Genomic DNA, 21,888 nt, shown 5'->3' on the forward strand with positions numbered 1-21,888 from the left:
GCAACGGGTCAGCCGTGCTTGCCGCGGCCCGTCAGCGCGTCCCGCAACCGGTCGATCAGTCCGGCACCCGGAGCCAGCAGCTTGTTGGCCGGAGGCGTGTCCGGGGCGGACGGGTGCGGCCGCGTCGGCGCCATCTTCTTGGCCGTACGGACCTTGTCGCCCAGCTCGTCGAGCATCTCCGCCGGGCACGCCACCCGCAGCTGCGGGAACAGGGTCTCCTCCTCGTCGGCGATGTGGGAGCGGATCTCGCTCATCAGCATCCCGATCAGCCGGTCGAACTCGGGGTCGTCCGCCTCGTGGCCCTCCAGATCCTTCATGATCCGCTCGGCCTTCGAGTGGTCCTCGAGCTCCCGGTCCGCCATGGCGTTCCCGTTCACCAGGTGCTTGCGCACCGCCGGGTAGAGGTACTCCTCCTCGGCCACCGAGTGCCGGACCAGCTCCATCGTGGCCTGCTCGGCGTACACCTTGCGGTTCTTGTCACCGGACGGCAGCGCCTCGACGCGGCCGAACATGTCCTCGACCTCCCGGTGATCGGTCACCAGTTCGTCGATGACGTCTCCTCCGTGTCCCATGCTCTCCACCTCCAGCCAGGGGGTGGCGGATCCGGTCCTGACCCGCCACGGGCCCCGAGTGCCCCCCGGCGGCCGCCCTACGCGCGGTCAAAGCCCGGTCCGGATGGGTGTGGGCGGGGCACATCGAAGGAACTCGCACCGGGACACCGGCGTACGACGCCCCTGGGAGGCCGACGTGACCGACGCTCTGGACGAGGTGCTCGCGCGAGTACGCGGGGAAGTGGCCGCCAGGGCCGAGCGGCTGTGGGACGTCGCACTGACCCTGCACACCGAGCCCGAGTACGCCTTCGAGGAGCATCGGGCGGCGGCACTGCTCTGCGGCGAACTCGCTTGGGAGGGCTTCACCGTCGAGCGGGGCGTCGCCGGGCTGCCCACCGCCTTCGTCGCACGCTGGGGCGCGCGGCCCAGGCCCGCGGTGGCCCTGCTCCTGGAGTACGACGCTCTGCCCGGCCTCGGGCACGCCTGCGGCCACAATCTGATCGCCGCCGCCGGACTGGGCGCCGCGCTGGCGGTGCGGGCCGCCCTGCCCGCGGACGCCGGAAGCGTATGGGCCGTGGGCACGCCGGCCGAGGAGGGCGGTGGCGGCAAGGTCACCGAGGTGGAGGCAGGGCTGTTCGACGACGTCGATGCCGCGCTGATGTTCCATCCCGGTGTGCACAGCTGGCGGTGGGCGCCGCTGACCGCGCAGGCCCAGTACCGGGTCGCCTTCCACGGGCGTGCCGCGCACCCGACCGGAAACCCCACCGAGGGCATCGACGCCCTCGCGGCGCTGATCCAGCTGTTCAACACCCTCGCCGTGGTCGGGCGGCGGCTGCCCGAGGGCTCCCACGTCCAGGGCATCGTCACCGAAGGGGGCCGGGCGACGAACATCGTCCCCGCGTACGCGGAGGGCCAGTTCGGCCTGCGCGCCGCGACGACCGCCGCCCTGGAGGACCTGGCGGGGGAGCTGCTCACCTGCGCACAGGGCGTGGCCCGGGCGACGGGAACGACGGTCACCGTCGAACGCGCCACACCGCGCTACGAGCACTTCCGCGACAGCAGGGTGCTGTCCGAGCGGTTCGCCCTTCACCTGGCCGGCACGGGCCTTGGGATCACACCCCCGCAACCGGGCGTGTACCTGGGCTCCTCCGACATCGGCAACGTCAGCGGACGCGTCCCCGCCATCCATCCCTTCGTCGCGATCATGGATCCCGACGGCTCCGACCACACCCCCGAGTTCGCCGCCGCGGCGGCGTCCGACCGCGGCCGGGAGGCGATGCTCGCGGCGGCGGAGGCACTGGCCTGCACGGCGGTCGAGGTGCTCCTGCGCACGGACGTGCGGGAACGGGCGTGGCAGGACCTCACGGCCGCCGCGCCCTGAGGTCCGGGCCACCGACCAGGCCGTCACCCTGGCCGCCTGTGAGCTCCAGGGCTCAGCAGGGCTCAGCTTGCGTGGAGCCGGTACACGTTGAACGCCCGCCGGATGACCGGCTGGGCCACGTTGCGCACCCGCACGCCACCGGCCGTCATCCCGTGCTCGGTGCCCATGTGGGCGTGCCCGTGGACGGAGAGGTCGGCACCGGCCGTGTCGATCGCCTCCGCCAGCAGATAGCTGCCGAGGAACGGGTAGATCTCCGGCGGCTCACCGGCGAGGGTGTCGGCGACGGGGGAGAAGTGGGTGAGGGCGATCCGCAGCTCACAGCCACCGTCCTCCAGCTCGTCCAGTGCGATGTGCAGCGCGTCCGCGCAGCGTCGCGTGTAGCGGACGAACTCCTTCATCAGCGGCTCGCCGAACTCGCCGGCGCTGCGTCCGACGAACCCGCCGCCGAAGCCCTTGGTACCGGCGACCCCGACGCGCGTGCCCTCGCACTCGACGACCGTGCCCGTACCCTCCAGCACCGTCACGTCCGCCTCCTGGAGGATGGCGGTGACCTTTTCGGGCTGCTCGTCGTGATGGTCGTGGTTGCCGAGCACCGCCACGACCGGCACCGGCAGCCCCTGTACCTCCCGCGCCACCACCCGGGCCTCCTCCGGCGTGCCGTGCCGGGTGAGGTCGCCCGCCAGGAGCAGCAGGTCGGCGCAGTCGTGAAGGGTGTCGAAGGCGGGGCGCAGCAGGCCCTGGCTGTCGGCCCCCATGTGGATGTCCCCCACGGCGGCGACGCGGATCATGGCAGGTCCTCCGCATGCTCGGGGGAGGCGGTCTGGGCCACCACGACGTCCGTGTGCACGGAGATCCCGGCCAGCTCTTCGCGGACGGTCCGCAGCAGCGTCTCGCGGCACTGTACGGAGGGCACCGTGCCGCTCACCACGACCGCTCCGGCCCGCAGCTCGGACCGTACGCCGAGTTCACCGAGTTCCTCCGCGGCGAGCCGGTCGCGCAGATGGGCGACGCGGTACTCGACGTTCTCCGCGGCAGGGGCGGGGGCAGGGGCAGGGTCGGCTCCGTGGGCCCGCCCCGCGCCGGTCTCGCTCATCGACGTTCCTCCTTCGGCCTCGGCGGAATGACCTCCAGCCGCTCCAGGAAGTAGAAGAACGCGTCGGGCATCGGGTCCTGGCCGCACGCGCGGCGCATCGACTCCCAGTCGACTCTCTCCCGCAGCGTGCGGGCGATCGGGAGCACCGCCCCGAAGTCGCAGTGGTGCTCGGAGAAGGCGGCCACCAGACTGTGCACCAGATCGGTCGGCGACAGCACCGGCATGAACACCGAGTCGACCGACAACTCCTGTGCGCGCTCCAGCAGTTCCGTGGTGACCGGCTGGTGCGCCAGCTCGAAGATCAGGTCGACCTGCTGTCCCAGGCAGCTGGACTTCAGCAGCCAGTCCTCCGGCGGCGGGTACACCGGCAGTCCGGCCTCGCGCAGGGTCTCGGCGACGGCGTCCGCGTCCTCGGGCCGGAAGCAGAAGTCGACATCGTGCTGGAGGTTCTGGGTGCTTCCGTGCGCGTACACGGCGACACTGCCCGCGAGGGCGAAGGCGTGTCCCTTGCGCTTGAGGATCGAGCCGACCTGCTTGGCGGCCTGCAGGATCGCCTGATTGCGGTCCAGGGGCAGATCGTCGGCGAGCACGTCGTTGTGCGGGACGCGTCCGGGATCTCCCCTTGTCAGACGCAGCTCCGCGACGCCTGCACGCTGATCCAGAGCGTCGTCGTCCCCGTGCCGCGTCATCGCCGCCCCCTTTCCCGTTCCTGGTCGACGGCGAGCCCCGAGTACCCGGCGCCCCGCCATCGACACGAACGCCGCACACGGGGAACACGCGGGCGTCGGTCGGCCGCCCGTTTCCGGGCACCCGGTCCCCATGAACGGCAAGGACACACAGAAGCAGACCTCGTACGAGGAACGCCGGACCGTCGAGCGACTCGTGCCGGCCTGGCTGGAGGAGACCGAGCGGCACGACAGCGCCGCCGCCCGCGAGGCCCGTACGGGCTGGGAGCGGGGCTCGCTGTCGGACCGGTCGGCTCAGGACCTGGCCCACTGGGTCACCGCCAGGGTGACCGACACGGGCTTCAACGAGGAGGAGGGCCCGCACGTGGCGGGCCCCGTCCGGATCACCCCCGCGGACAAGGAGACCGTCCATCGCTGGCTGGCGGCGCAGGGCCACCGGATCTGACGGCCGCGGCGCGACCCTCGCCCGCCCTCGACTCAGGCGAGCGCTCCCCGGGAGCGGAGCAGCGGCAGAACGTGGTCCCGGACGGCGGGCGCCAGGACCAGGCCGTCCTCCCGGCCGGTCACCCAGCGCATCCGAGCCAGTTCGGCGGCGGGACGCGGAACGCCGTCGATCCGGGTTTCGTACACCGTCATGGTCATCGGGACCCCCTCCAGCGCCGCGACCGCCCGGACCTCCTGGAGCAGGCTGCATCCGACCGGAGTCACGCCGAGCTCCTCCCCGAGTTCGCGCAGCAACGCCGCCTCCGGTTCCTCGCCCGGGTCGGGCTTGCCGCCGGGCAGGTAGAAGACGTCGGGCGCGGCCGTCTTGCTGACGACGAGCAGACGACCGCCCTCGAGGATCACGGCGGCGGCCACGGTCAGGGAGCCGGCCCGAGCGCCGTCGCCGGCGTCGCCCACTTTTCTGTGCGTCATGGATCAAAGGCTGTCACGCTGAGAGGCATGGGCAAGACCGCGCTGATCGTCATCGACATGATCAACACGTACGACCACGAGGACTCCGAACTGCTTCTGCCCTCGGTGGAAACCGTCGTACCGAACATCGCGGCGCTGATCCACCGAGCGAGGAAGAGCGACACGCCCGTCGTCTACGTCAACGACAACTTCGGCGAGTGGCGCTCCCACCACGGCGAAGTCCTCGACAAAGCGCGCAAGGGCCCGCACGCCGACCTCGTCGCCCCGCTCGAGCCGGACGACACGTCCCTGTTCGTTCTCAAGGCACGCCACTCGATCTTCTTCGAGACTCCGTTGAACTATCTGCTCGGCCAACTGGGCATCGACCGCCTCGTGCTGTGCGGCCAGGTCGCCGAACAGTGCGTCCTCTACTCGGCCCTCGACGCGCACATCCGCCACCTGGAAGTGACCGTCCCCCGGGACGCGGTCGCCCACATCCACCGGGACCTCGCGGACGCGGCGCTGCGCATGATGGAGCGCAACATGGGCGCGCACATCTGCGGGAGCGAGGACCTGTGGCAGTGAGCCGGCCGGGCCGTGTCGCCCTGCTGTCGCCTCACCCGGTCCGCTCCCCGGCATCCGGGGAGCGCCCCGCGGCGGCGTAGGCGTCGGTGTCCAGATCCCGGTGCCCGCCCCGGAGTTCGTACCGTGTACGCAGCACGGCTGCGGCCTGCTCCCGCGCGACCGAGGGGAGACCGAAGTGCTGGCGGGCGTACTCCAGCACGTCATCGACGCTCACCCGGCCACGCAGCAGCCGTTCGCCCGCCCCGTCGTGACCGGCGGCCTCCAGACGGGCGGCCAACATCTTGCGCTGCGCGGTGATCGCGATGTCCGCGGCCACTCCCAGCTGTGCGCGCAGGTGACGTGCGCGCCGCGCGGCCACCTCCCGCGACGTACGGCCGCGCCAGTGCACCAAGCGCTTCATGCCCCACCCCTCGACGGATCGGCGCCGCCCGGATCGTCACGGACGGCGCACGCGGATTCGTGCCCCGTCCGACTACCCGAAGAGCAGGCATCCAGACGGCGGACCGGGCGAGTTGTGGGGTGACGTTGCCGTCAGGCGGGCAGTTTGGCGCGCAGGCGGCCGGCCGCCGCGGCGGGTCCGGCGGTGGCCCGGACGGAGCGGCGCACCAGATGTGCCTCCCGCCGCAGGTCATGGGCGGTATGGCGGCCGCGCCACCACAGCGAGGGGTGCCCGGCGGTGTCGTCCGCCGCGATGAGCAGCCCACCCAGCATCGAGAGGTTCTTGAGGAAGTGGATGAGCTGCTGCTCACGTTCGGAGGGATCCTCGGCCTGCCAGAAGCGGTGCCCGGCCAGCGTCGTGGGCACGAGGGTGCCGGCGATGGCCAAGGCCGCGACCCGGGGAACACGTCCCATGCCGAGCAGAACGCCGGCCGCCACCTGCACGGCGCCATTGAGGCGTACGACCTGCTCGGTACGGTCCGGCAGCGCCTCGACGCGCTCGGTGACCGGCTGGACGACGGGCTCGGCCACGGGGGCCACCGCCTTGGGGTCGCGCAGTGAGTTCAGGCCGCCGGCGACGAACATGGAAGCGAGCATCGGGCGGCCGACCAGACGCAGAAGACTCATGGGGCCCTCTCCAGGGGTGTGGGGGCAAGCTGCGTTTCCCCGGGTTCCCGACCGGCGGCGGCTCATTCGACGCCGGCCGCCCCACACCGGTGCGTCCCGGTTCGGCTGACCAGGCCACCCGGGTGAAGCAGCCGGAGGAACAGGTCCGGCCGCGCGTCGACAACGCGGCGGGCTGACACCGGGACCGCGGTGGAATGCCCGTCAGCGCCTTGAGTACGCCCCTGTCCGGTAGCTCGGCCGGATCGCGGTCCGGCGCCGGACCGCGACGACACGCAGGGCCAGCGCCACGGCCAACAGCACCCAGGCCACGGCACAGTACGCCCACGCGGTCGCGCCGCGCGCCACGCCGACGGCGCTCCAGATCGCCCAGAGGGCCAGCACCGTGCACAGAGCGGTCCACGCGATGTCGGCGATACGGCTGCGCAGCTGCCCTCGCTGGTTCGTGCCCGGTTCGAGATCGCCGAGACCGGTACTGTCTGCTTCCCCTCGCAGTGTCACGGCTCGCTTCCCTTCGCTCACACGTGTGTGGGCTTTCCGGGTACCCCTAGTACGGGATGCGTAGCGGGGAAGGGGAACGCCATCGCCGTCCCCGCCAGGCGCAGGCGGTCACCGCTCGGGGTCTTGCGGCCACCCCCCTCGCCCGGCCAGGTGGAGGACGAGGGCCGCGATGTTCCACGCGTCGTCCTCGCCGCGATGGTGGCGCCCTTCGAGCGGAAGCCCCGCGAACCGCAGTGCCTGGGCCATCCCGGGGCGCTTGCGCAGGCCGTGTACGTCGGTGAAGGCGGCCTTGGCGTTGGTGTGGCGCCGTCCGAACGGGTACGGCGTGCCCGTGGCCCGGCACTGCCGCACGAACTGGTGACGGTCGTAGTCGCCCCAGCTGGCCCAGGCCCGGGCGCCCGCCCGGTGTTCCGCGGCCAGCAGTCGGCAAGCCTCGGCGAACGACACACCTCGGTCGACTTCGTCCTGGGTGAGCCCGGTGAGCTCCGTGCAGAAGTCGCCGACCGTGGACCGCGAGGGCCGTACCAGAATCCGGTGGCGAGCGACCCGCTCTCCGGCGTCGAGGTCGACGACGGTCAGCCCGATCTCGATGATCTCGCTGACCGCGCCAGGGGGCGGGGAGCCGGGCCAGCACGTCGCTTCGACGTCCACGACGTTCAAGAAGGCCTCGGCTCCTGTGCTGTTCATGGCCGGAAGAGTAGGGAGCGAAGCGCGTCGGCGGCACCTCGTTTTCCACCGGCACGGACCACCCGCTCGTAAGAGGTTTCTGTGAATTTCCGAGACGCCTGAACGCCTGGGGTCCCACATCCGTATAGGGCCGGGGGATTTCCATGCCCGTACGGACGCAACGCGCAGGAGAGTACTTCCGTGGGACACAACAGGCGCAGACGCCCAACAGGCGCACGACGTGCGACCTTTGCCGCGATGGCACTGATGCTGGGCGGTGGTGGGCTGATGGCGGTCAACGTGTACGCCTCGGCAACCGACGGCGGCCGGTCGGGCGACGAGGGGTCGGACCGCCCCCGGGTGCTGGGAGCCGCGACGATCGACTGCCCTGACGTCGGCGCCCAGTTGACCACCGTGCCCGATCAGGCACGGGCGGAGGTCGACAACGAACTCGCCGCCCTGGACCAGCAGATAGCCGACGCCTACCGGCAACTCCAGGACCCGGCACGGAACGCGCAGCCCGACAGCGGGATCATGGACCCCCTCAAGGAGGACCGCGCCGCGACGATCGAGCGCATTGCCGCCGCCATCGAGCGTGTGGGGGACCGCCCGCAGGGACTCGACGCCCTGGCGGCCTGCACGCTGCGCGAGCCCGAGAACCAGACCGGCGAGCAGAACGGCGGCGAGGAGCAGCAGGGCGACGGCCAGGACCAGGGCGACAGCCAGGACCAGGGTGACGGCCAGAACCAGGACGGCGGCGCCCAGCAGGGCAACGGCGGCCAGGCCGGCAACGGCCCCGTGGCCGCCGACTTCGCGGACATCACCGGCGTACAGCCGGGCGCTGCCGCCCCGAACCCCCAGGCGGACGCCTCCCGCGGCACCTTCGTCACCAGTTGCGGGGTGAACGAGGACGGCCTGTTCAACTCGGACAACGTGATCGTGGCCCCGGGCGTCTCCAACGGAGCCCACCACTTCCACGACTACGTCGGCAACCAGGCCAACGACGCCTTCGCCGGCGACGACGACCTCGCGAACGGCGACACGAGCTGCGAGGACCAGGGCGACAAGTCTTCGTACTACTGGCCCGTGCTGCGACTGCAGAACGGCACCCAGGAGCAGGACGCGGGCGCCCCGGGCGGCGGCACCGAGGGCAACGCCGGTGAGATCGTCACGCCCCGACAGGTCACCCTCACGTTCGTGGGCAGCCCGCGCGGCGAAGTCACGGCCATGCCGCGGCTCCTGCGCATCATCACCGGCGACGCCAAGGCGTTCGTCAACGGAACCGCCAACGCCAACGCGTCCTGGAGCTGCACCGGGTTCGAGGACCGGCAGCTGAAGGACAAGTACCCGCTGTGCCCGCAGGGCAGCGACGTGGTCCGCACCTTCAGGTTCCAGAGCTGCTGGGACGGCAGCAACATCGACAGCGCCAACCACCGTACCCATGTGGCGTTCGCCCAGGCCGACGGCGTCTGCCCCGCCGGATTCCAGGCCATTCCGCAGCTCGTGCAGCGCATCGTCTACGACGTCGACGCGCCGAGCCTTCAGGACGGGGGCCGTACGACCCCGCTCTTCGCCGTGGACTCCTTCCCGGAGCAGCTGCACAAGCCCGTCACCGACCACGGCGACTTCATCAACGTCTTCGACGAGGATCTGATGCAGGAGATGGTCGACTGCATCAACGAGGGCCGCCAGTGCGGTCCCGGCGCGGACCAGGACCCCGGAAACGGCGAGGACCCGCAGGATCAGCCGACGGACGACCCGCAGGACGAGCCGACCGAGCAGCCGTCCGAGCAGCCGTCCGACGAGCCGGAGGAGCAGCCGACGGCGACTCCCGCCCCGTCGACCGGCGGTAACAGCGACAACGGTGGTAACGGCGGTAACGGCGAGCAGGGCGAAAACGGCCAGGCCAAGCCCGACGCGTCACCCACCGCACCGGCCGCCGAGGACGCACCCAAGGTCTACGGCACACCCACGCCCGCGAAGAGCGCTTCCACCACCCTGCCCGAGGCCTGGTCGAACGATTTGGTCGAGGACGAGGCGGACAGCACCGCCTCCGCCATCCCGACGACCGGAGCCGCGGCACAGCCTCCGGCCGGCGCACAGACCGAGCCTCAGACGGCCGGTGGCTCACTGGCCGAGACCGGCACCCAGCTGTGGCCCGCCGCGGCCGGAGCCGTTCTCCTCATCTCCGGCTTCGTCCTGCTGCGGCGCACCAGGCGCGGTTCCCTGTAGGCCCGTCCGGCTCGACGCGCGGAAAGGCGCACCTCTGCCTACGATCACTTGACGTGGGACACGCATTCGAAGAGCTCGTGGAGAAGCAGCGCGCGGCGGACCAGGCGCACCACCGGGTCGACGACCTGAACCACGCCTACGGTCCGCCCGCCGAGCACAAGTGGTCCAGGAAACAGACCACCACGTACGAGACCGCGTTCCGCGCCTGGCGTGACCTGGATCGTGACATCCGGACCGCTGTGGCGGAGTACGCGAAGGAGCAGGGCCGGGCCCGCCAGGAGGTGGAGACGGACGTCCAGACGGCCGTGAGCCGTACGGACGCGCAATAGGGACCCGGTACGGCAGAACCGGATTTGCCGTACCGGCAACTCTCTTTGCCTGCCGTCTCGGCGCGCCGCAGGCTTGGGCACCATGACCCACATCCACCCGACCCAGGCCGCCGAGTTCTGGGAAGCCCGCTACCAGGACAGCGAACGAGTCTGGAGCGGCCACCCCAATCCGCTCCTCGTCAGGGAGGCGGGCCATCTCCCCCCGGGCACCGCCCTGGACCTCGGCTGCGGCGAGGGGGCCGACGCCGTGTGGCTCGCCTCGCGCGGCTGGCAGGTCACCGGCATCGACATCTCGCACACCGCCCTCGCACGCGCCGCCGCACACGCCACCGAGGCCGGGGTGGGCGACCGTACGACATGGGAACGGCACGAGCTGGGCGTGACGTTTCCCCAGGGCTCCTTCGACCTGGTCAACGCCCAGTTCCTGCAGTCCCCGGTACGCCTCGACCAGGAGGGCGTCCTGAGGCAGGCCGCCGCAGCGGTCGCCGAGGGCGGCACGCTCCTGATCGTCATGCACGGGGGGTGGCCGTCGTGGCAGAGCGAACCGCCCTTCGAGGCGGAGTTCCCCACCCTGGAGGGCACCCTGGCGGAACTCGCGTTGCCGGAGGACACCTGGAGTGTGGAAACCATGGGCGCGGTGCGCAAGGAAAGCGTTTCCCCCGAGGGGGTCAAGGGCTTCCGCGAGGACAACGTGTGGCGGCTTCGACGGAAATAGGGGCCGGAATGGGAGTCCGCGTTTGGGAATTTCGGTGACGGCTACTCGATACGAAGACACACCCGCAGTCAAAACGCGGCTTGGAGTGATGGAACGTGGCCGGAGACCAGAAGGCCAAGGCGAAGAAGGAACAGGCCAAGGGAAAGGCCAAGGAGGCGATCGGCCGCACGATGGGCAACGAGCGGATGGAGGCCGAGGGCCGGGCCGGACAGTCGAAGGGTGACGCCCGTCAGGCCAAGGAGAAGGCGAAGGACACCTTCAAGCACTGACGGCGCCGGCAACCGACCAGAACTCTCAGCGGGATCCCCATTCCACACCCGGGGATCCCGCTGACTGCTGTGTTACCGGACTGGGTGTGTTACCGGACTGTTCTGCTGCCGGACAGCTCTGTTACCGGATGACAAAGGTGCCGAAAGGCACTGCGTTCCCGTGAGCATCACCTGAACACGCGGCGTTCACGGCCCTACCGTCCGGCTATGAACCTGAGTCGCAGCAAGAAAAGAACGTGGCGAAGCGCCGCGCTTGCGGTGCTGCTGACCGCGGGAGCGCTCACAGCCGCTGCCCCGGGCGACGCGCAGGCGCGCACCGAGCGGACCGAGACACCCGTGGCGTCGGCTTCCCCGGTCGCCGGGGTGACCGAGTCGATGGTGCGGGTGAAGGTGCCGCTGCCCGCCTCGGCCGGGGCGCGTCCGGCGGCGTGCGACTGGCTGTCGTACCTGCGCTACCGAGCCTCCGACGGACCGGACGCCTCGGCCGACGCCGACCGGATCCTCGTGGCCCAGCCGGGCATCCTGGAAGGGGCCGGGGCGTTCGACAGCGTCGCCCGCAACACTGTGGCACGGGCCGCCGAGCAGGGCGGCCACATCGAGTTCTGGGCGCTGGACCGCCGCTCCAACTGCCTGGAGGACCGCACCGGAATCGCCTCCGCCGACCAGCACACGGCCGTCGACTACTACTACCGCGGCAAGCAGGTCGAAGGCCGGACCTTCGACGGGTACGTCACCAACGACCGCCTCGGCTGGATGGCGAAGCTCGGCATCGAGCAGACCGTCCGCGACCAGTACGACCTGCTCGCCGCCGAGTTGCCCGACCAGGGGCTCCGCAAGAGCAAGGTGCTGTGCGGCGGCCACTCGCTGGGCGGTGTGATCACCGGCTACTTCGCGGCCGCCGACTTCGACGGGGACCGCACCACCACCGCGGACGCCGGCTTCAACCAGTGCGCCGGCTACTTCGCCCTCGACACCACCGTCTCCACCTCGCTGGCCGACCTCAGCGGCAGCATCCCGGACGACACCAACCTGCCCGACATCGGCCTCGGCTTCGCCGCCGTACAGGCCGGACTGGACAGTGGCGTACTGTCCCGTTCCCTGTCCGCGCCGGTGCTGCTCAACCCCGAGACGATGACCCTGCTCGCCATCGCCGGAGTGGGCGCGGTCCGTGATCCCGGCGGCGAGGCCGACCTGCCCCGCTACCTCCCCGCCAACGTCAACGTCGAGGCGACGAACCGTTTCCTGTTCTCCGAGGACACCGCCACGTTCCTCTCCGGATCACCCGCGGTGAAGGACTTCCGGCTCACCAACGCGGCGGTGCTGGGATCGCTGATGGACGACCACTCCGTACCGCTCGCGTTCCTGCAGAGCAGCGTCGGCTTCTTCGACGGCGGACCGATCGTCGACAAGAACTTCCCCGCCGCCAACGGCAGTGACGCGCAGCCGGCGCTCTTCGGCACCGAGTACAAGGCGATCCCCGACCAGCCGCACGGACCGCTGTACACGTGGCGGAACTACGACCGTGTCGGCGACCCCGACGACCCGGGGTACCGGTCGGCCGACGGGACGCCCTTCACTCAGGCCGGCAAGGAGGTCACCGACCTTCAGGAACTCGCCCGCAGCCTGGCCGAGCAGCCGCTGGACTTCACCGAGCAGTACTTCCCGACCAAGCTGGTCACCGACATCCAGCTGTCCACCTCACCGCAGGTGCAGCGGCTCGTGGTCCACCCCGAGGGGCTCACCGCCAACCCGACGCTCACGGTCCTCGCGGGCGACGGACTGCTGGCGGGCCGCGTCCCGCCCGACCTCGACGCCGTGGTCGCCGACGGCTACCAGCACCTCGACGTGCTGACGGCGGCACCCGTGCAGAACAACGGCCGTCCCGAGCCCACGTCCACCAACCTCGCCCGATTCGCCCAGAACCCCGCATAGCGGTCCCTGCACGGCTGTGGGCCCGGGAGGAATCCTCCCGGGCCCACTTCCACGAGTACGGCTCAGACCTTGCCGGCGGCGAAGGCGGCCGCGGCGTCGGCGTCGGCGGTGTAGCCGAGGTGTGCGCCCACGTCGCCCCCGCCGTTCTCGCAGACGGGGTCGCCCTCCGCGCAGAAGTCGATGGTGCGGCTCTGGTACGTGCCGGTGACGCTCTTGCCGATGGCCCGGATGGGGTTGCCGAACAGCAGCACGGCGGCGACCTTCGGTTCGAGCGCGGCGGGAATGGTGGCGACGATGGGACTGCCGACCACCGCACCGGCGCTGCTGATGCCGATGGAATTGTCGACGACGTTCGCGCCCTGTGAATATCCCACCAGAATGAAGCGCTGGTTCGGGCACGATGCCGCCTGGCTCGTGACATGGTTCACCAGGTCCGTGTTGCCCTGTGCGGCCGAGGTGAGAGAAAGGTCGGCGGGGTAGTTCACCTTGTAGCTGGACAGGCTTTTGCCGGTGATTTTCTTCTGCAGGGCGGAATACACCGGGTCGCCGACGATGAAGCCGAGCGTGCCCGGCTCGAACGTGCCGCGGGCGGCGACGACGTCGATGTCCGAGCAGGCCGCGGCCGACGCCGTCGGCGCCGTGAGGGTGGCCAGTCCGGCCCCGCCGGCCAGTGACAGCGCGGCGAGACACAAGCGGATACGCATGGGGATCCTCCGAGTTTCGGGGCGCATGATGCGCCTGCGAAAAAGGACGGTCCCGAAGGTATTCGCCTTTCCTGCCGGGGTGTTATGCAGAGAATTATGGAATGGCCGCGGTTTTTTGCGCCCGTATGAGTACGGGGCCGAGGAAAGCATTCACTGATTGCTCGCCCCCTGCTCCCGCAATGCCTCGGCCCGTAGCGCGAGAATCAGGTCCAGCCGCGTCTCGGGATCGTGCAGGGCGTCCCCGAAGAGCTTGTCCAGCTGCCTGAGGCGGTAGCGGACCGTCTGGGGGTGGATGTGCAGCCGGGTGGCGACGTCGGGGACGTTGCTGCCGCTGAGCAGCCAGGCGAGCAGGGTCTCGGCGAGCCGGGGACGCTGCCCCGCCGAGACGGTGTCGAGCGGGGCCAGGACCCGCGCCTGCAACTGGGCGAGCAGCGGCTCGTCGCCGTGCAGCAGCAGCGTCGACAGATGGTCGGCGCAACGCACCACGCCCTGCCGGGGAAGGATCCCGCGGCCCATCAGTCCCAGGGCCCGGGTGGCCCACCGCAGCGACCGTGTCGCCTCGGTGACGTCGACCGTCGGGCCGATCGCGGCCGGTCGTCCGCGCAGTGCGAGGGCGAACGCCCGGCCGCCGAAGCGGCCGGACCCGTCCGGGTCGGGCACCAGCATGCGCGGCGGCCGCGACGCCATGTCCACCAGCGCGCCCGCCGCCGCCAGCGGCCGCTCCTCCTCACGCTGCTCCGGCCCGGCGGCGAGCGCCACGACGGCGACCTGACGCGGCACCGGCCACCGCGCACCGTGCGCGAGATCCTGAACGGCCTCCAGGGGCACCGGCCCCTCGCCCAGCAGCAGGTCGAGCAGGCGTTTGCGACGCCGTTCCAGCTCGTCCGTGTTGTGCGACCGGGCCTCGGCGTAACCGGCCGCGGCCGCCTCCGCGACTTCGTGCACGGTCCGGAACGCGAGTTCGCCGAGCGCCGACACGACCGCCGAGTCCAGCCCGAGCTGTTCCGCCGTACGGCCCATCAGCCGCCAGGCGTGCAGCCCGCCGACGCGCAGTGCCGACTGCAGCGCGTCCAGGCTGCGGCCCTCCAGGGCCTCGCCGCGCCCGAGTTCGTAGTAGGTCGCGGCGATCGCGTCGCCGCGGCCGCGCGGGTCGGCGATGTGGTCGACGAACAGCGTCAGCGCCTGCACCACCCCGGCTCTGAGGTTGCGCCGGTAGTCCGCGTCGGCCGGGCGGCCGTACTCGGGAACCTGTCTGCGGACCTCCTCCTCCACCTCGTCGGCGACGGTTTCGAGCTGGGCACGCAGCAGCTTGGCCAGATCGGGCGGCACCGGCGGGGCTCCGGGGCCGGCCGGCACGCCGTGCGGGACGGGGACAGCCATCGCGGACACTCCTTTCACCCGGAAGCGGCTCACCCGAGGGCTGTTTCCCGTGGGGCGAGTGGGACGTCCTGTGTTGGACGGACGGTCCCTGCGCTCCGTTCCGTGCCCCGCCGGCTCCGACATCACTCGGGCAGGCCCAGCGCACGGGCGAGCATCGGCCACGACGCGGCGAACTCCCCCTTCCAGTAGGCCCAGCTGTGTCCCCCTCCGGCGTAGAAGTGCGTGGTGACCGGGACGCCGAGAAGCGCGAGCGTGTCCGTGAAGCTGTGCGCGGAGGGCCACAGCGCGCTCTCCAGCGCCTCGGGCAGCGGATCACCGCTCCCGCCGGCCAGCCCGCTGCCGTTGGAGACGTACAGGGCGGTGCCGCGCAGCCCGGCCGCGCGGGCGCGTGGGTTGAAGTCGCGCCAGGTGAGGAGGTTGAGGATCGGGTTGCCCCAGAGGGAGGCGGGCACCAGGTTCTCGCGGGCCACGATGGCGTCCATGATGTTGGGCACGCCGGGCGCGGTGGTGTCGAGGATGCCGCTGTAGGAAGCCGCGGCGGTGAACGCCCCCGGGTGCCGGGCGGCGTGCGCCATCGCCCCGTACCCGCCGGTGGACACCCCGGCGACGGCCCGTACTCCGGAGGCCCGGTAGTCGTTGCGGAGCAGTGCCGGCACCTCCTCCAGCTGGAAGGTCTCGTAGTCGGGTCCGTCCCGCCAGGCGGTGGGAATGCCGGTGGGGCCCGCGTCCGGCATCGCCACGATCAGGTCCCGGCCCTCGGTGAAGGCCTCGATGTCCGTCTCCCGGGTCCAGGACGTGTAGTCGTCGTGGGCGCCGTGCAGCAGGTACAGCACCGGGTACGTCCGTCCGGGCTGCGTGTCGAATCCCGACGGCAGGATCAGCCGCACCGCCGCGCTGCGGCCCAGCGCGGCGGAGTTCACGGACACGTCCAGGGTGCGCGGCCCGAGCCGGGTCGCGGCCCGGGCACGGCCGGTGGCGGTCCCGGCTCCGAACAGGACGGCCAGACCGGCGGCGGCGGCCGCCTTGGTGACGGCGCGCCGGGGCACTTCGGTGGTGCGGTCAGGCATGGCGGCTCCTCGGTTCTCGGTTCAGTGGATCTGCTCGGCTCCTCCGACGGCGTGGGCCGGTTCGCCGAGCAGCCGCCGAAGGTGTACGGCGATTTCGTCGACGTGCGGCGGATCGAGCAGCGACAGATGGTGCCCGCGCACGGGGACGACCTTCAGGCGTGGGCACACCTCGTCCCAGCCCAGCGCCTGGTCGTCCCGTTCGTACGCCGCATCGCGCACGGTGTGCGGCGCGGGCTCGGTGGCCCGGTACAGCACCACCGGGCCGTCGTAGGCGCCCGGGTGGTGCGCCTCGCCGACCCGCAGGTCCAGGTAGGAGGCCCGCTGATGCTCCAGCGCCGCCGCCGGCACGTCGACGGCCTCGCGCAGCGCCCGCAGCACGGCGTCGATACGGTCCCCGTCGTCGTCCGTCGCCACGAGCTCGGCGTAGGGCAACTCCAGCCGGGCACCGTAGGTCTCTTCGACGTGCCGGGCGAAGCCCTCCAGGTGGGCGCGGATCCGGTCGCTGTCGGTGTGCTCGGGCCGGGGGAGTGGCCGTACGGAGTCGATGAGCACCACCAGCTCCACCACCCGTCCGGCGGCGGTGAGTTGGCGTGCGGTCTCCTGCGCGACGAACCCGCCGAAGGACCAACCGCCCAGCAGACAGGGCCCGTCCGGATGCGCGGTGGTGATGGCCTCCGCGTACCGGCGTGCCTTCTCCGTCACCGTGCGCGCCCCTTCCAGCCGCTCCAGTCCGTACACCGGCCGGTCGTCCCCGAGCCGTTCGGCCAGCACCCGGTAGACGTCGGTCGGCCCGCCGGCGGCATGCACGAGGAACAGCGGGGGCCCGGAACCGGCGTCCCGCAGCACCCGCAGGAAGGAGCCCTCGCCCACCGCCCGCCGGATGCGCCCGGCCGCCTCCTCGACGGTGGTGGTGCCGAGCAGGTCGCGCAGCGGCAGCTCGATCCCGAACTCGCGCTCCACGGCGGTACGGATACGGACGGCCATCAGCGAGTCCAGCCCCAGGTCCGCCCACGCGGCGTCCGGCCTGATCCGGGCCGCGGGGTGCCCGGTGACGACGGCGACATGGTGGCTGAGCCGGGCGAGCACGGAGGTGGACTCGGCGGGTACGGAGGTGGTCGCCGTCTCGGCGGTCGTGACGGGTGTGTCCGCAGACCCCTTCCCGCGGTCACGAGCCCCGTCCGTCCACCAGTGCCGCCGATGCCGCCAACGAGGCCCGGGCAGGTCGACGACACGGCCGGACGGCCGGGGCAGGGCCAGCCCCGCCGCGTGCAGGGCACCGAGCTGCCCTGCGAACCCGGCCGAACCGTCCGCGTCGCGGCGCAGCGTGCCGACGGCGAGGGCGTCGGGCACGGTGTCGCGGACGGCCCCCGTGAGCACCGGATGCGGCGAGATCTCCACGAAGGCGGTGTGGCCGTCGGCGGCGGCCGCCGCGAGCGCCCGGTCCAGCCGCACGGGCCGCCGCAGGTTGGCCGCCCAGTGGGTCGCGTCGAACGCGCAGTCTCCGCGCGGCTCGTCCAGCACCGTGGAGTACACGGGCACCCGGGGCCGCCGCCCCTGGAGCCCCGCCAGCGCCTCGGTCAACTCCGGCAACAGCGCGTCCACTTGCGGCGAGTGTCCGGCGCCCACCACCCGCATGGCCCGCGCCGCCCGGCCCTCCTGCTCCAGCCGACGTACGAGCCGAGCCACCTGCGACTCGTCCCCGGTGACGACCTTCTGACGCGGCGAGGAGTGCACGGCGACATGCACGCCGGGCAACTCCCGCCGCAGGGAGTCCAGTTCGCTGTCGTCCACGTCGACGACCGCCATCGCGCCACCGCTCAACCGGCTGAGCAGCCGGGCCCGTACGGCGATCACGCGGGCCGCGTCCGTCACGTCCAGGGCGCCCGCGCAGACGGCGGCGGCGACTTCGCCCATGGAATGACCGATCACGGCGGCGGGTTCGACACCGTAGGAACGCCACAACTCGGCGAGCGCCACCTGCAGCCCGAACAGGACGGGCTGTGCGACCTCCAGGCGGTCGAGGCCGTCGCCGGACGCCAACCGGTCGTACAGGGACAGACCGCACTCCGCGGACAACTGCGGATCGAGCTTCTCCACGGCGGCCGCGAACGCGGGCTCCTCGTCCAGCAGCCGCCTGCCCATGCCGGCCCACTGGCTGCCGTACCCGGAGAAGACCCACACCGGCCCGCGTCCGACGCGAGAGCGCTCACCCGTGACGACCCGCTGGTCGGGGCGTCCATCCGCCAACGCGCCCAGTGCGTCGGCGAGTTCGCTCCGGTTGTCGGCGACGACGGCGGCGCGTACGGGCCCGCGACCGGTGCGCCCGGCAAGCGTGCGCGCCACGTCGGCGAGGCGCGCGGAGCCGCCCCGGCCCGTGCGGAGCCACTCGGCGAGCCGGGCCGCGGTGTCGTGGAGCCGTTCGGTGTCGATGTCGGAGAGCGGATACAGGCGGGCGGCGGGCTCCTCGCCCGCGCCGGCCGGCAGGGTTCCGGGCCGCCATTCCTCCAGTACGGCATGCGCGTTGGTACCGCTGAACCCGAAGCCGGACACCCCGGCGACGGCCGTGCCGCCGTAGCGGGGCCACGGCTCGGGCTCGGTGACCACCCGCAGGCGGACGTCGCCCAGGGCACCGCCGTCCGCGCAGTGCAGGGAGGACGGAATGCGGTCGTGGTGGAGGGCCAGGACCGTCTTCACCAGGCCGGCGATGCCCGCGGCGGACTCCAGGTGGCCCAGGTTGCCCTTGACCGAACCGAGCAGCAGGGGCTGGTCGGGGTCGCGGCCGGCGCCGAGTACGGCATCGAGGGCGCCCGCCTCGATCGGGTCGCCGAGGGGAGTGCCGGTCCCGTGCGCCTCGACGTAGTCGACGCACGCCGGATCGAGCCCGGCCCGGGCGTACGCGGTCCTCAGCACAGCCTGCTGGGCGGCGGGGTTGGGCGCCATCAGACCGCCCGACCGGCCGTCCGAGTTGACGGCGGTGGCCCGGACGACCGCCAGCACCCGGTCACCGTCCCGCTCGGCGTCGGACAGCCGCTTCACCAGCACCGCCGCGCACCCCTCACCACGGCCGATCCCGTCGGCCGCCGCCGAGAACGGCTTGCACCGCCCGTCCGGCGCCAGCGCTCCCGCCCGCCCGAAGGCGACACCGACGGTGGGGGAGAGCAGCAGGTTGACCCCCGCGGCGATCGCCGTGTCGCACTCGCCCGTCCGCAGGCTGACACACGCCTGGTGGAGGGCGACCAGCGAGGAGGAACAGGCCGTGTCCACGGCCACGCTCGGCCCGTGGGTGTCCAGGACGTACGCCAACCGCCCCGCGGCGACACTCAGGGCCCCACCGGCCGGCGCCCACGGATCGACGTCGGCCGGGACGGCCCCGGTGAGCTGCCCGTACTCCGGCGCGGAGATGCCGACGAAGACACCGGTGGCGGTACCCGCCAGGGAAGAGGCCGGGACTGCGGCGTGGTCGAGTGTCTCGTGGACGACCTCCAGCAGGATCCGCTGCTGAGGGTCCATCACCGCCGCCTCGCGAGGGCTGACGTGGAAGAAGTCCGCGTCGAACCCGGCGATGTCGTCCAGATAGCCGCCGTACGAAGGCGCGTCCGCGGGCGGAAACGCGGTGAAGTCGCGCCACCGGTCCTCGGGCACCCGGCGGATCGCGTCGACGCCCTCGCACAGCAGCCGCCAGTAGTCGCCCGGCCCGTGCACCCCGCCGGGCAGCCGGCACCCGACCCCGATGACGGCGACGGGCTCACCGGGCGACGCGCTGAGAGCCACCGGAAGAGAAACGATCTCCTCCGCCCCGCTGCAGAGGCGGGCCACCAGCGCCTCGCCGGTCGGCGTCTCCCACAGCAGCGTGGAGGGCAGTTCGCGACCCAGCGCGTGCGAGAGCTCCCCGGCCAGGACGACCGCGTCCCGCGAGGACATGCCGAGGTCCGCGAGCGGCCGGTCCATCGGGACGTTCTCGGGCGCCATGTCGTTCCAGACGGCCACCCGCTCGGCGATCAGCCGGCGCAACGCCGCCTCGTCGACGGCCGTCATCCCACGCCCCCGGACGCCCCGACGGGCCGCCCGTAGGCACCCTCCAGATAGCGCGCCCGCGTGAGCGCCCGCGACACCTTGCCGCTCGACGTACGAGGCACCACCCCCGGGGCGACGAGCACGACATCCGCCGGCCGCAGGCCGTGCCGTACGGAGACCGCCCCGCGCACCGCACGGACCAGAGCCGGTACGTCGATCGCTTCGAGGCTGGCACTGCGCGCGTGCTCGGCCACGACCACGACCCGCTCACCCCCCGAACCGGGCACGGAGAACGCGGCGAGCCGGTCGCGGCGCACCGCCGGATGCGCCTCCTGGGCCGTGGCCTCGACGTCCTGCGGGTAGTGGTTGCGCCCGTCGACGACGATGAGGTCCTTCAACCGCCCGGTGACCACCAGCTGCCCGTCCAGCACGGTCCCCAGATCACCGGTACGCAGCCAGCGGCCACCGGCTCCCGGATCGGCCAGTTCACCGCCGAAGACGTCCCGGCTCTCCGAGGCCCGGTTCCGGTAGCCGCGGCCGACGTTGGGCCCCTGCACCCGGATCTCACCGACCTCGCCCTCCGAGAGGACGGCACCCGTCGCGGGGTCGGCGATCCGCACCCGCTGCCCCGCAGGCGTACCGCAGCCCGCCAGCAGCACCGCCCGGGGATCGTCCGGCCGCGCGGGCAGGGCCTTCCCGGCGGCGAGGGCGTCCCGGTCGAGAGCGAACCGCCTCAGCGGCTCACCGGGCCGGGCGGCACTGACGAAGACCGTCGCCTCGGCGAGCCCGTACGAGGGACAGTGACTGTCCGGCGGCAGCCCGCGGTCGCCGAAGGCGGCATGGAAACGGTCGACGGTGCCGGGACGCACCGGCTCGCTCCCGTTGATCAGCGCGAGAACGCCGTCCAGCCGCAGATCCGCCTTCTGCTCGGCCGTGACGGCGGAGGCGCAGTAGTCGTAGGCGAAGTTGGGCGCGGCAGTGATCGCCCGCGGATGCGCGGCGAGCAGTCGCAGCCAGCGCACCGGCTGGTGCAGGAACGCCGTCGGGTCCATGAGCACCGACACCAGCCCCCGCACGACGGGAGCGGCCACACTCAGCACCAGCCCCATGTCGTGGTACAGCGGCAGCCAGCCGACACAGGTCGCCGGATGCGCGTCCGCACCGTAGGCGGTCAGGGCCTGCCGCGCGTTGGCGACGACATTGCCGTGTGTGATCTCCACGCCCGCCGGAGCCCGTGTCGACCCGGAGGTGTACTGCAGATAGGCGACCGTCCCCGCGTCGACGGCGACCGGCCGCCAGTGCTCGGCGGCCGCATCGGCGACCTGGTTCGCGGCTACGACGCGCACGTTCTCACGCGCGCAGAACTCCCGTACGGCCTCCACCTCGCGACCGGTGGTCACGACGACGGCGGGAGCGGCATCGGCCAGTACACCCGCGAGCCGGTCGGCGTGCCCCGGCAGACCGGGCGGATACAGCGGTACGGCGACCATCCCGGCCGCCAGCGCGGCGAGGAAACCGGTGACGTACTCGACGCCCTGCGGGCACAGCAGCGCGACCCGCGCCCCCGGTTCGGCCTCCTCGGCGAGCCGGGCGGCGAGCGCCCGTACCCGCAGGTCCAGGCGCCGCCAGGTCAGGGTGCGGTGCACGCCGCGCGAGTGCGGGGCGGGGTGATCGACAAAGGTGAACGCCCGGCGTTCGGGGGCGACTTCGGCCCAGTGCCGCACGAACTCCGGGAGGGTCCGGCACGCGGGCGTGAGCGGGGGGCGGCTGTCCATCAAGGGGGTGGCTCCTCACGTCGCGGATTCTTCTTGCGGGGCGGGGCGGGGC

Annotated in this window: 22 protein-coding genes; 8 read left to right on the forward strand and 14 right to left on the reverse strand. The window is 72.2% G+C overall.

The annotated features are described in order from the left end of the window. Positions 1-8: 8 nt before the first annotated feature. Positions 9-572, reverse strand: coding sequence for a hemerythrin domain-containing protein (locus ADK57_RS06300; RefSeq protein ID WP_053748338.1), 564 nt, complete (start codon positions 570-572; stop codon positions 9-11). A gap of 175 nt (positions 573-747) precedes the next feature. On the opposite strand from ADK57_RS06300, the gene ADK57_RS06305 reads away from it, so the two are divergent. After that, a complete protein-coding gene (locus ADK57_RS06305; RefSeq protein WP_053748339.1) occupies positions 748-1,932 on the forward strand; it encodes an amidohydrolase in 1,185 nt (394 codons plus the stop codon). Positions 1,933-1,994: 62 nt separating this feature from the next. Here the strand turns inward: ADK57_RS06305 and ADK57_RS06310 are convergent, their stop codons facing one another. Genes ADK57_RS06310 through ADK57_RS06320 form a run of 3 tightly spaced genes read right to left on the reverse strand, consistent with a single transcriptional unit; the run spans position 1,995 to position 3,714 of the window. Next, on the reverse strand, positions 1,995-2,720 hold the full coding sequence (locus ADK57_RS06310) for a metallophosphoesterase family protein (RefSeq protein WP_053748340.1): 726 nt from the start codon (positions 2,718-2,720) through the stop codon (positions 1,995-1,997). Further along, positions 2,717-3,025: a hypothetical protein gene (locus tag ADK57_RS06315; protein WP_053748341.1), complete on the reverse strand. Its 309-nt coding sequence runs from the start codon at positions 3,023-3,025 to the stop codon at positions 2,717-2,719. The genes ADK57_RS06310 and ADK57_RS06315 overlap by 4 nt, the downstream gene beginning before the upstream one ends. Next, positions 3,022-3,714, reverse strand: a complete 693-nt coding sequence (locus ADK57_RS06320; protein ID WP_053748342.1) for a nucleotidyltransferase family protein — start codon at positions 3,712-3,714, stop codon at positions 3,022-3,024. Before ADK57_RS06320 ends, ADK57_RS06315 begins: the two co-directional genes overlap by 4 nt. A gap of 130 nt (positions 3,715-3,844) precedes the next feature. Between ADK57_RS06320 and ADK57_RS06325 the strand changes: the two genes are divergently transcribed. Continuing rightward, positions 3,845-4,156: a hypothetical protein gene (locus ADK57_RS06325; RefSeq protein WP_053748343.1), complete on the forward strand. Its 312-nt coding sequence runs from the start codon at positions 3,845-3,847 to the stop codon at positions 4,154-4,156. Between the two features lie 32 nt (positions 4,157-4,188). On the opposite strand, the gene ADK57_RS06330 is transcribed toward ADK57_RS06325, so the two are convergent. Further along, complete coding sequence (locus tag ADK57_RS06330; protein ID WP_053748344.1) at positions 4,189-4,626, reverse strand: NUDIX hydrolase; 438 nt, start codon at positions 4,624-4,626, stop codon at positions 4,189-4,191. A 27-nt stretch (positions 4,627-4,653) separates the two neighbouring features. Between ADK57_RS06330 and ADK57_RS06335 the strand changes: the two genes are divergently transcribed. Continuing rightward, a complete protein-coding gene (locus tag ADK57_RS06335) occupies positions 4,654-5,190 on the forward strand; it encodes a cysteine hydrolase family protein (protein ID WP_053748345.1) in 537 nt (178 codons plus the stop codon). Positions 5,191-5,221: 31 nt separating this feature from the next. Here the strand turns inward: ADK57_RS06335 and ADK57_RS06340 are convergent, their stop codons facing one another. From ADK57_RS06340 to ADK57_RS06355, 4 genes are all read right to left on the reverse strand, one after another. After that, on the reverse strand, positions 5,222-5,590 hold the full coding sequence (locus ADK57_RS06340) for a hypothetical protein (RefSeq protein WP_159050019.1): 369 nt from the start codon (positions 5,588-5,590) through the stop codon (positions 5,222-5,224). Positions 5,591-5,721: 131 nt separating this feature from the next. Then, positions 5,722-6,255, reverse strand: a complete 534-nt coding sequence (locus tag ADK57_RS06345; RefSeq protein ID WP_053748347.1) for a DoxX family protein — start codon at positions 6,253-6,255, stop codon at positions 5,722-5,724. A 201-nt stretch (positions 6,256-6,456) separates the two neighbouring features. Then, complete coding sequence (locus ADK57_RS06350; RefSeq protein WP_053748348.1) at positions 6,457-6,753, reverse strand: hypothetical protein; 297 nt, start codon at positions 6,751-6,753, stop codon at positions 6,457-6,459. Between the two features lie 108 nt (positions 6,754-6,861). Further along, a complete protein-coding gene (locus ADK57_RS06355; RefSeq protein WP_053748349.1) occupies positions 6,862-7,440 on the reverse strand; it encodes a 3'-5' exonuclease in 579 nt (192 codons plus the stop codon). Positions 7,441-7,677: 237 nt separating this feature from the next. Here ADK57_RS06355 and ADK57_RS06360 point away from each other — a divergent pair, with 237 nt between their 5' ends. The 5 genes from ADK57_RS06360 to ADK57_RS06375 all read left to right on the forward strand — a co-directional run bounded on the left by ADK57_RS06360 (position 7,678) and on the right by ADK57_RS06375 (position 12,896). Next, positions 7,678-9,651 carry a DUF1996 domain-containing protein gene (locus tag ADK57_RS06360; protein WP_053748350.1) on the forward strand — a complete coding sequence of 658 codons (1,974 nt, stop codon included), beginning with the start codon at positions 7,678-7,680 and terminating at the stop codon, positions 9,649-9,651. A gap of 53 nt (positions 9,652-9,704) precedes the next feature. Next, positions 9,705-9,980 (forward strand): hypothetical protein, encoded by a 276-nt coding sequence (locus tag ADK57_RS06365; protein WP_053748351.1) that lies wholly within the window; start codon positions 9,705-9,707, stop codon positions 9,978-9,980. Positions 9,981-10,062: 82 nt separating this feature from the next. Beyond that, a complete protein-coding gene (locus tag ADK57_RS06370; protein WP_053748352.1) occupies positions 10,063-10,695 on the forward strand; it encodes a class I SAM-dependent methyltransferase in 633 nt (210 codons plus the stop codon). Positions 10,696-10,790: 95 nt separating this feature from the next. Further along, positions 10,791-10,964 (forward strand): CsbD family protein, encoded by a 174-nt coding sequence (locus ADK57_RS46980; protein WP_078972981.1) that lies wholly within the window; start codon positions 10,791-10,793, stop codon positions 10,962-10,964. A gap of 207 nt (positions 10,965-11,171) precedes the next feature. Continuing rightward, positions 11,172-12,896, forward strand: coding sequence for a hypothetical protein (locus ADK57_RS06375; RefSeq protein WP_053748353.1), 1,725 nt, complete (start codon positions 11,172-11,174; stop codon positions 12,894-12,896). 62 nt (positions 12,897-12,958) lie between these two features. Here the strand turns inward: ADK57_RS06375 and ADK57_RS06380 are convergent, their stop codons facing one another. The 5 genes from ADK57_RS06380 to ADK57_RS06400 all read right to left on the reverse strand — a co-directional run bounded on the left by ADK57_RS06380 (position 12,959) and on the right by ADK57_RS06400 (position 21,836). Beyond that, positions 12,959-13,600 (reverse strand): cutinase family protein, encoded by a 642-nt coding sequence (locus ADK57_RS06380; RefSeq protein ID WP_053748354.1) that lies wholly within the window; start codon positions 13,598-13,600, stop codon positions 12,959-12,961. A gap of 150 nt (positions 13,601-13,750) precedes the next feature. Further along, the gene (locus ADK57_RS06385; RefSeq protein WP_053748355.1) at positions 13,751-14,980 is read right to left on the reverse strand and encodes a PucR family transcriptional regulator; all 1,230 of its coding nucleotides are present in this window, start codon (positions 14,978-14,980) and stop codon (positions 13,751-13,753) included. 122 nt (positions 14,981-15,102) lie between these two features. Continuing rightward, a complete protein-coding gene (locus ADK57_RS06390; protein WP_053748356.1) occupies positions 15,103-16,047 on the reverse strand; it encodes an alpha/beta hydrolase in 945 nt (314 codons plus the stop codon). 21 nt (positions 16,048-16,068) lie between these two features. Beyond that, positions 16,069-20,082 carry a type I polyketide synthase gene (locus ADK57_RS06395; RefSeq protein ID WP_053748357.1) on the reverse strand — a complete coding sequence of 1,338 codons (4,014 nt, stop codon included), beginning with the start codon at positions 20,080-20,082 and terminating at the stop codon, positions 16,069-16,071. Continuing rightward, complete coding sequence (locus ADK57_RS06400) at positions 20,079-21,836, reverse strand: fatty acyl-AMP ligase (protein WP_053748358.1); 1,758 nt, start codon at positions 21,834-21,836, stop codon at positions 20,079-20,081. Before ADK57_RS06400 ends, ADK57_RS06395 begins: the two co-directional genes overlap by 4 nt. Between the last annotated feature and the right edge of the window lie 52 nt (positions 21,837-21,888).

The sequence above is a fragment of the Streptomyces sp. MMG1533 genome (genome assembly GCF_001279775.1).
GTDB lineage: Bacteria > Actinomycetota > Actinomycetes > Streptomycetales > Streptomycetaceae > Streptomyces.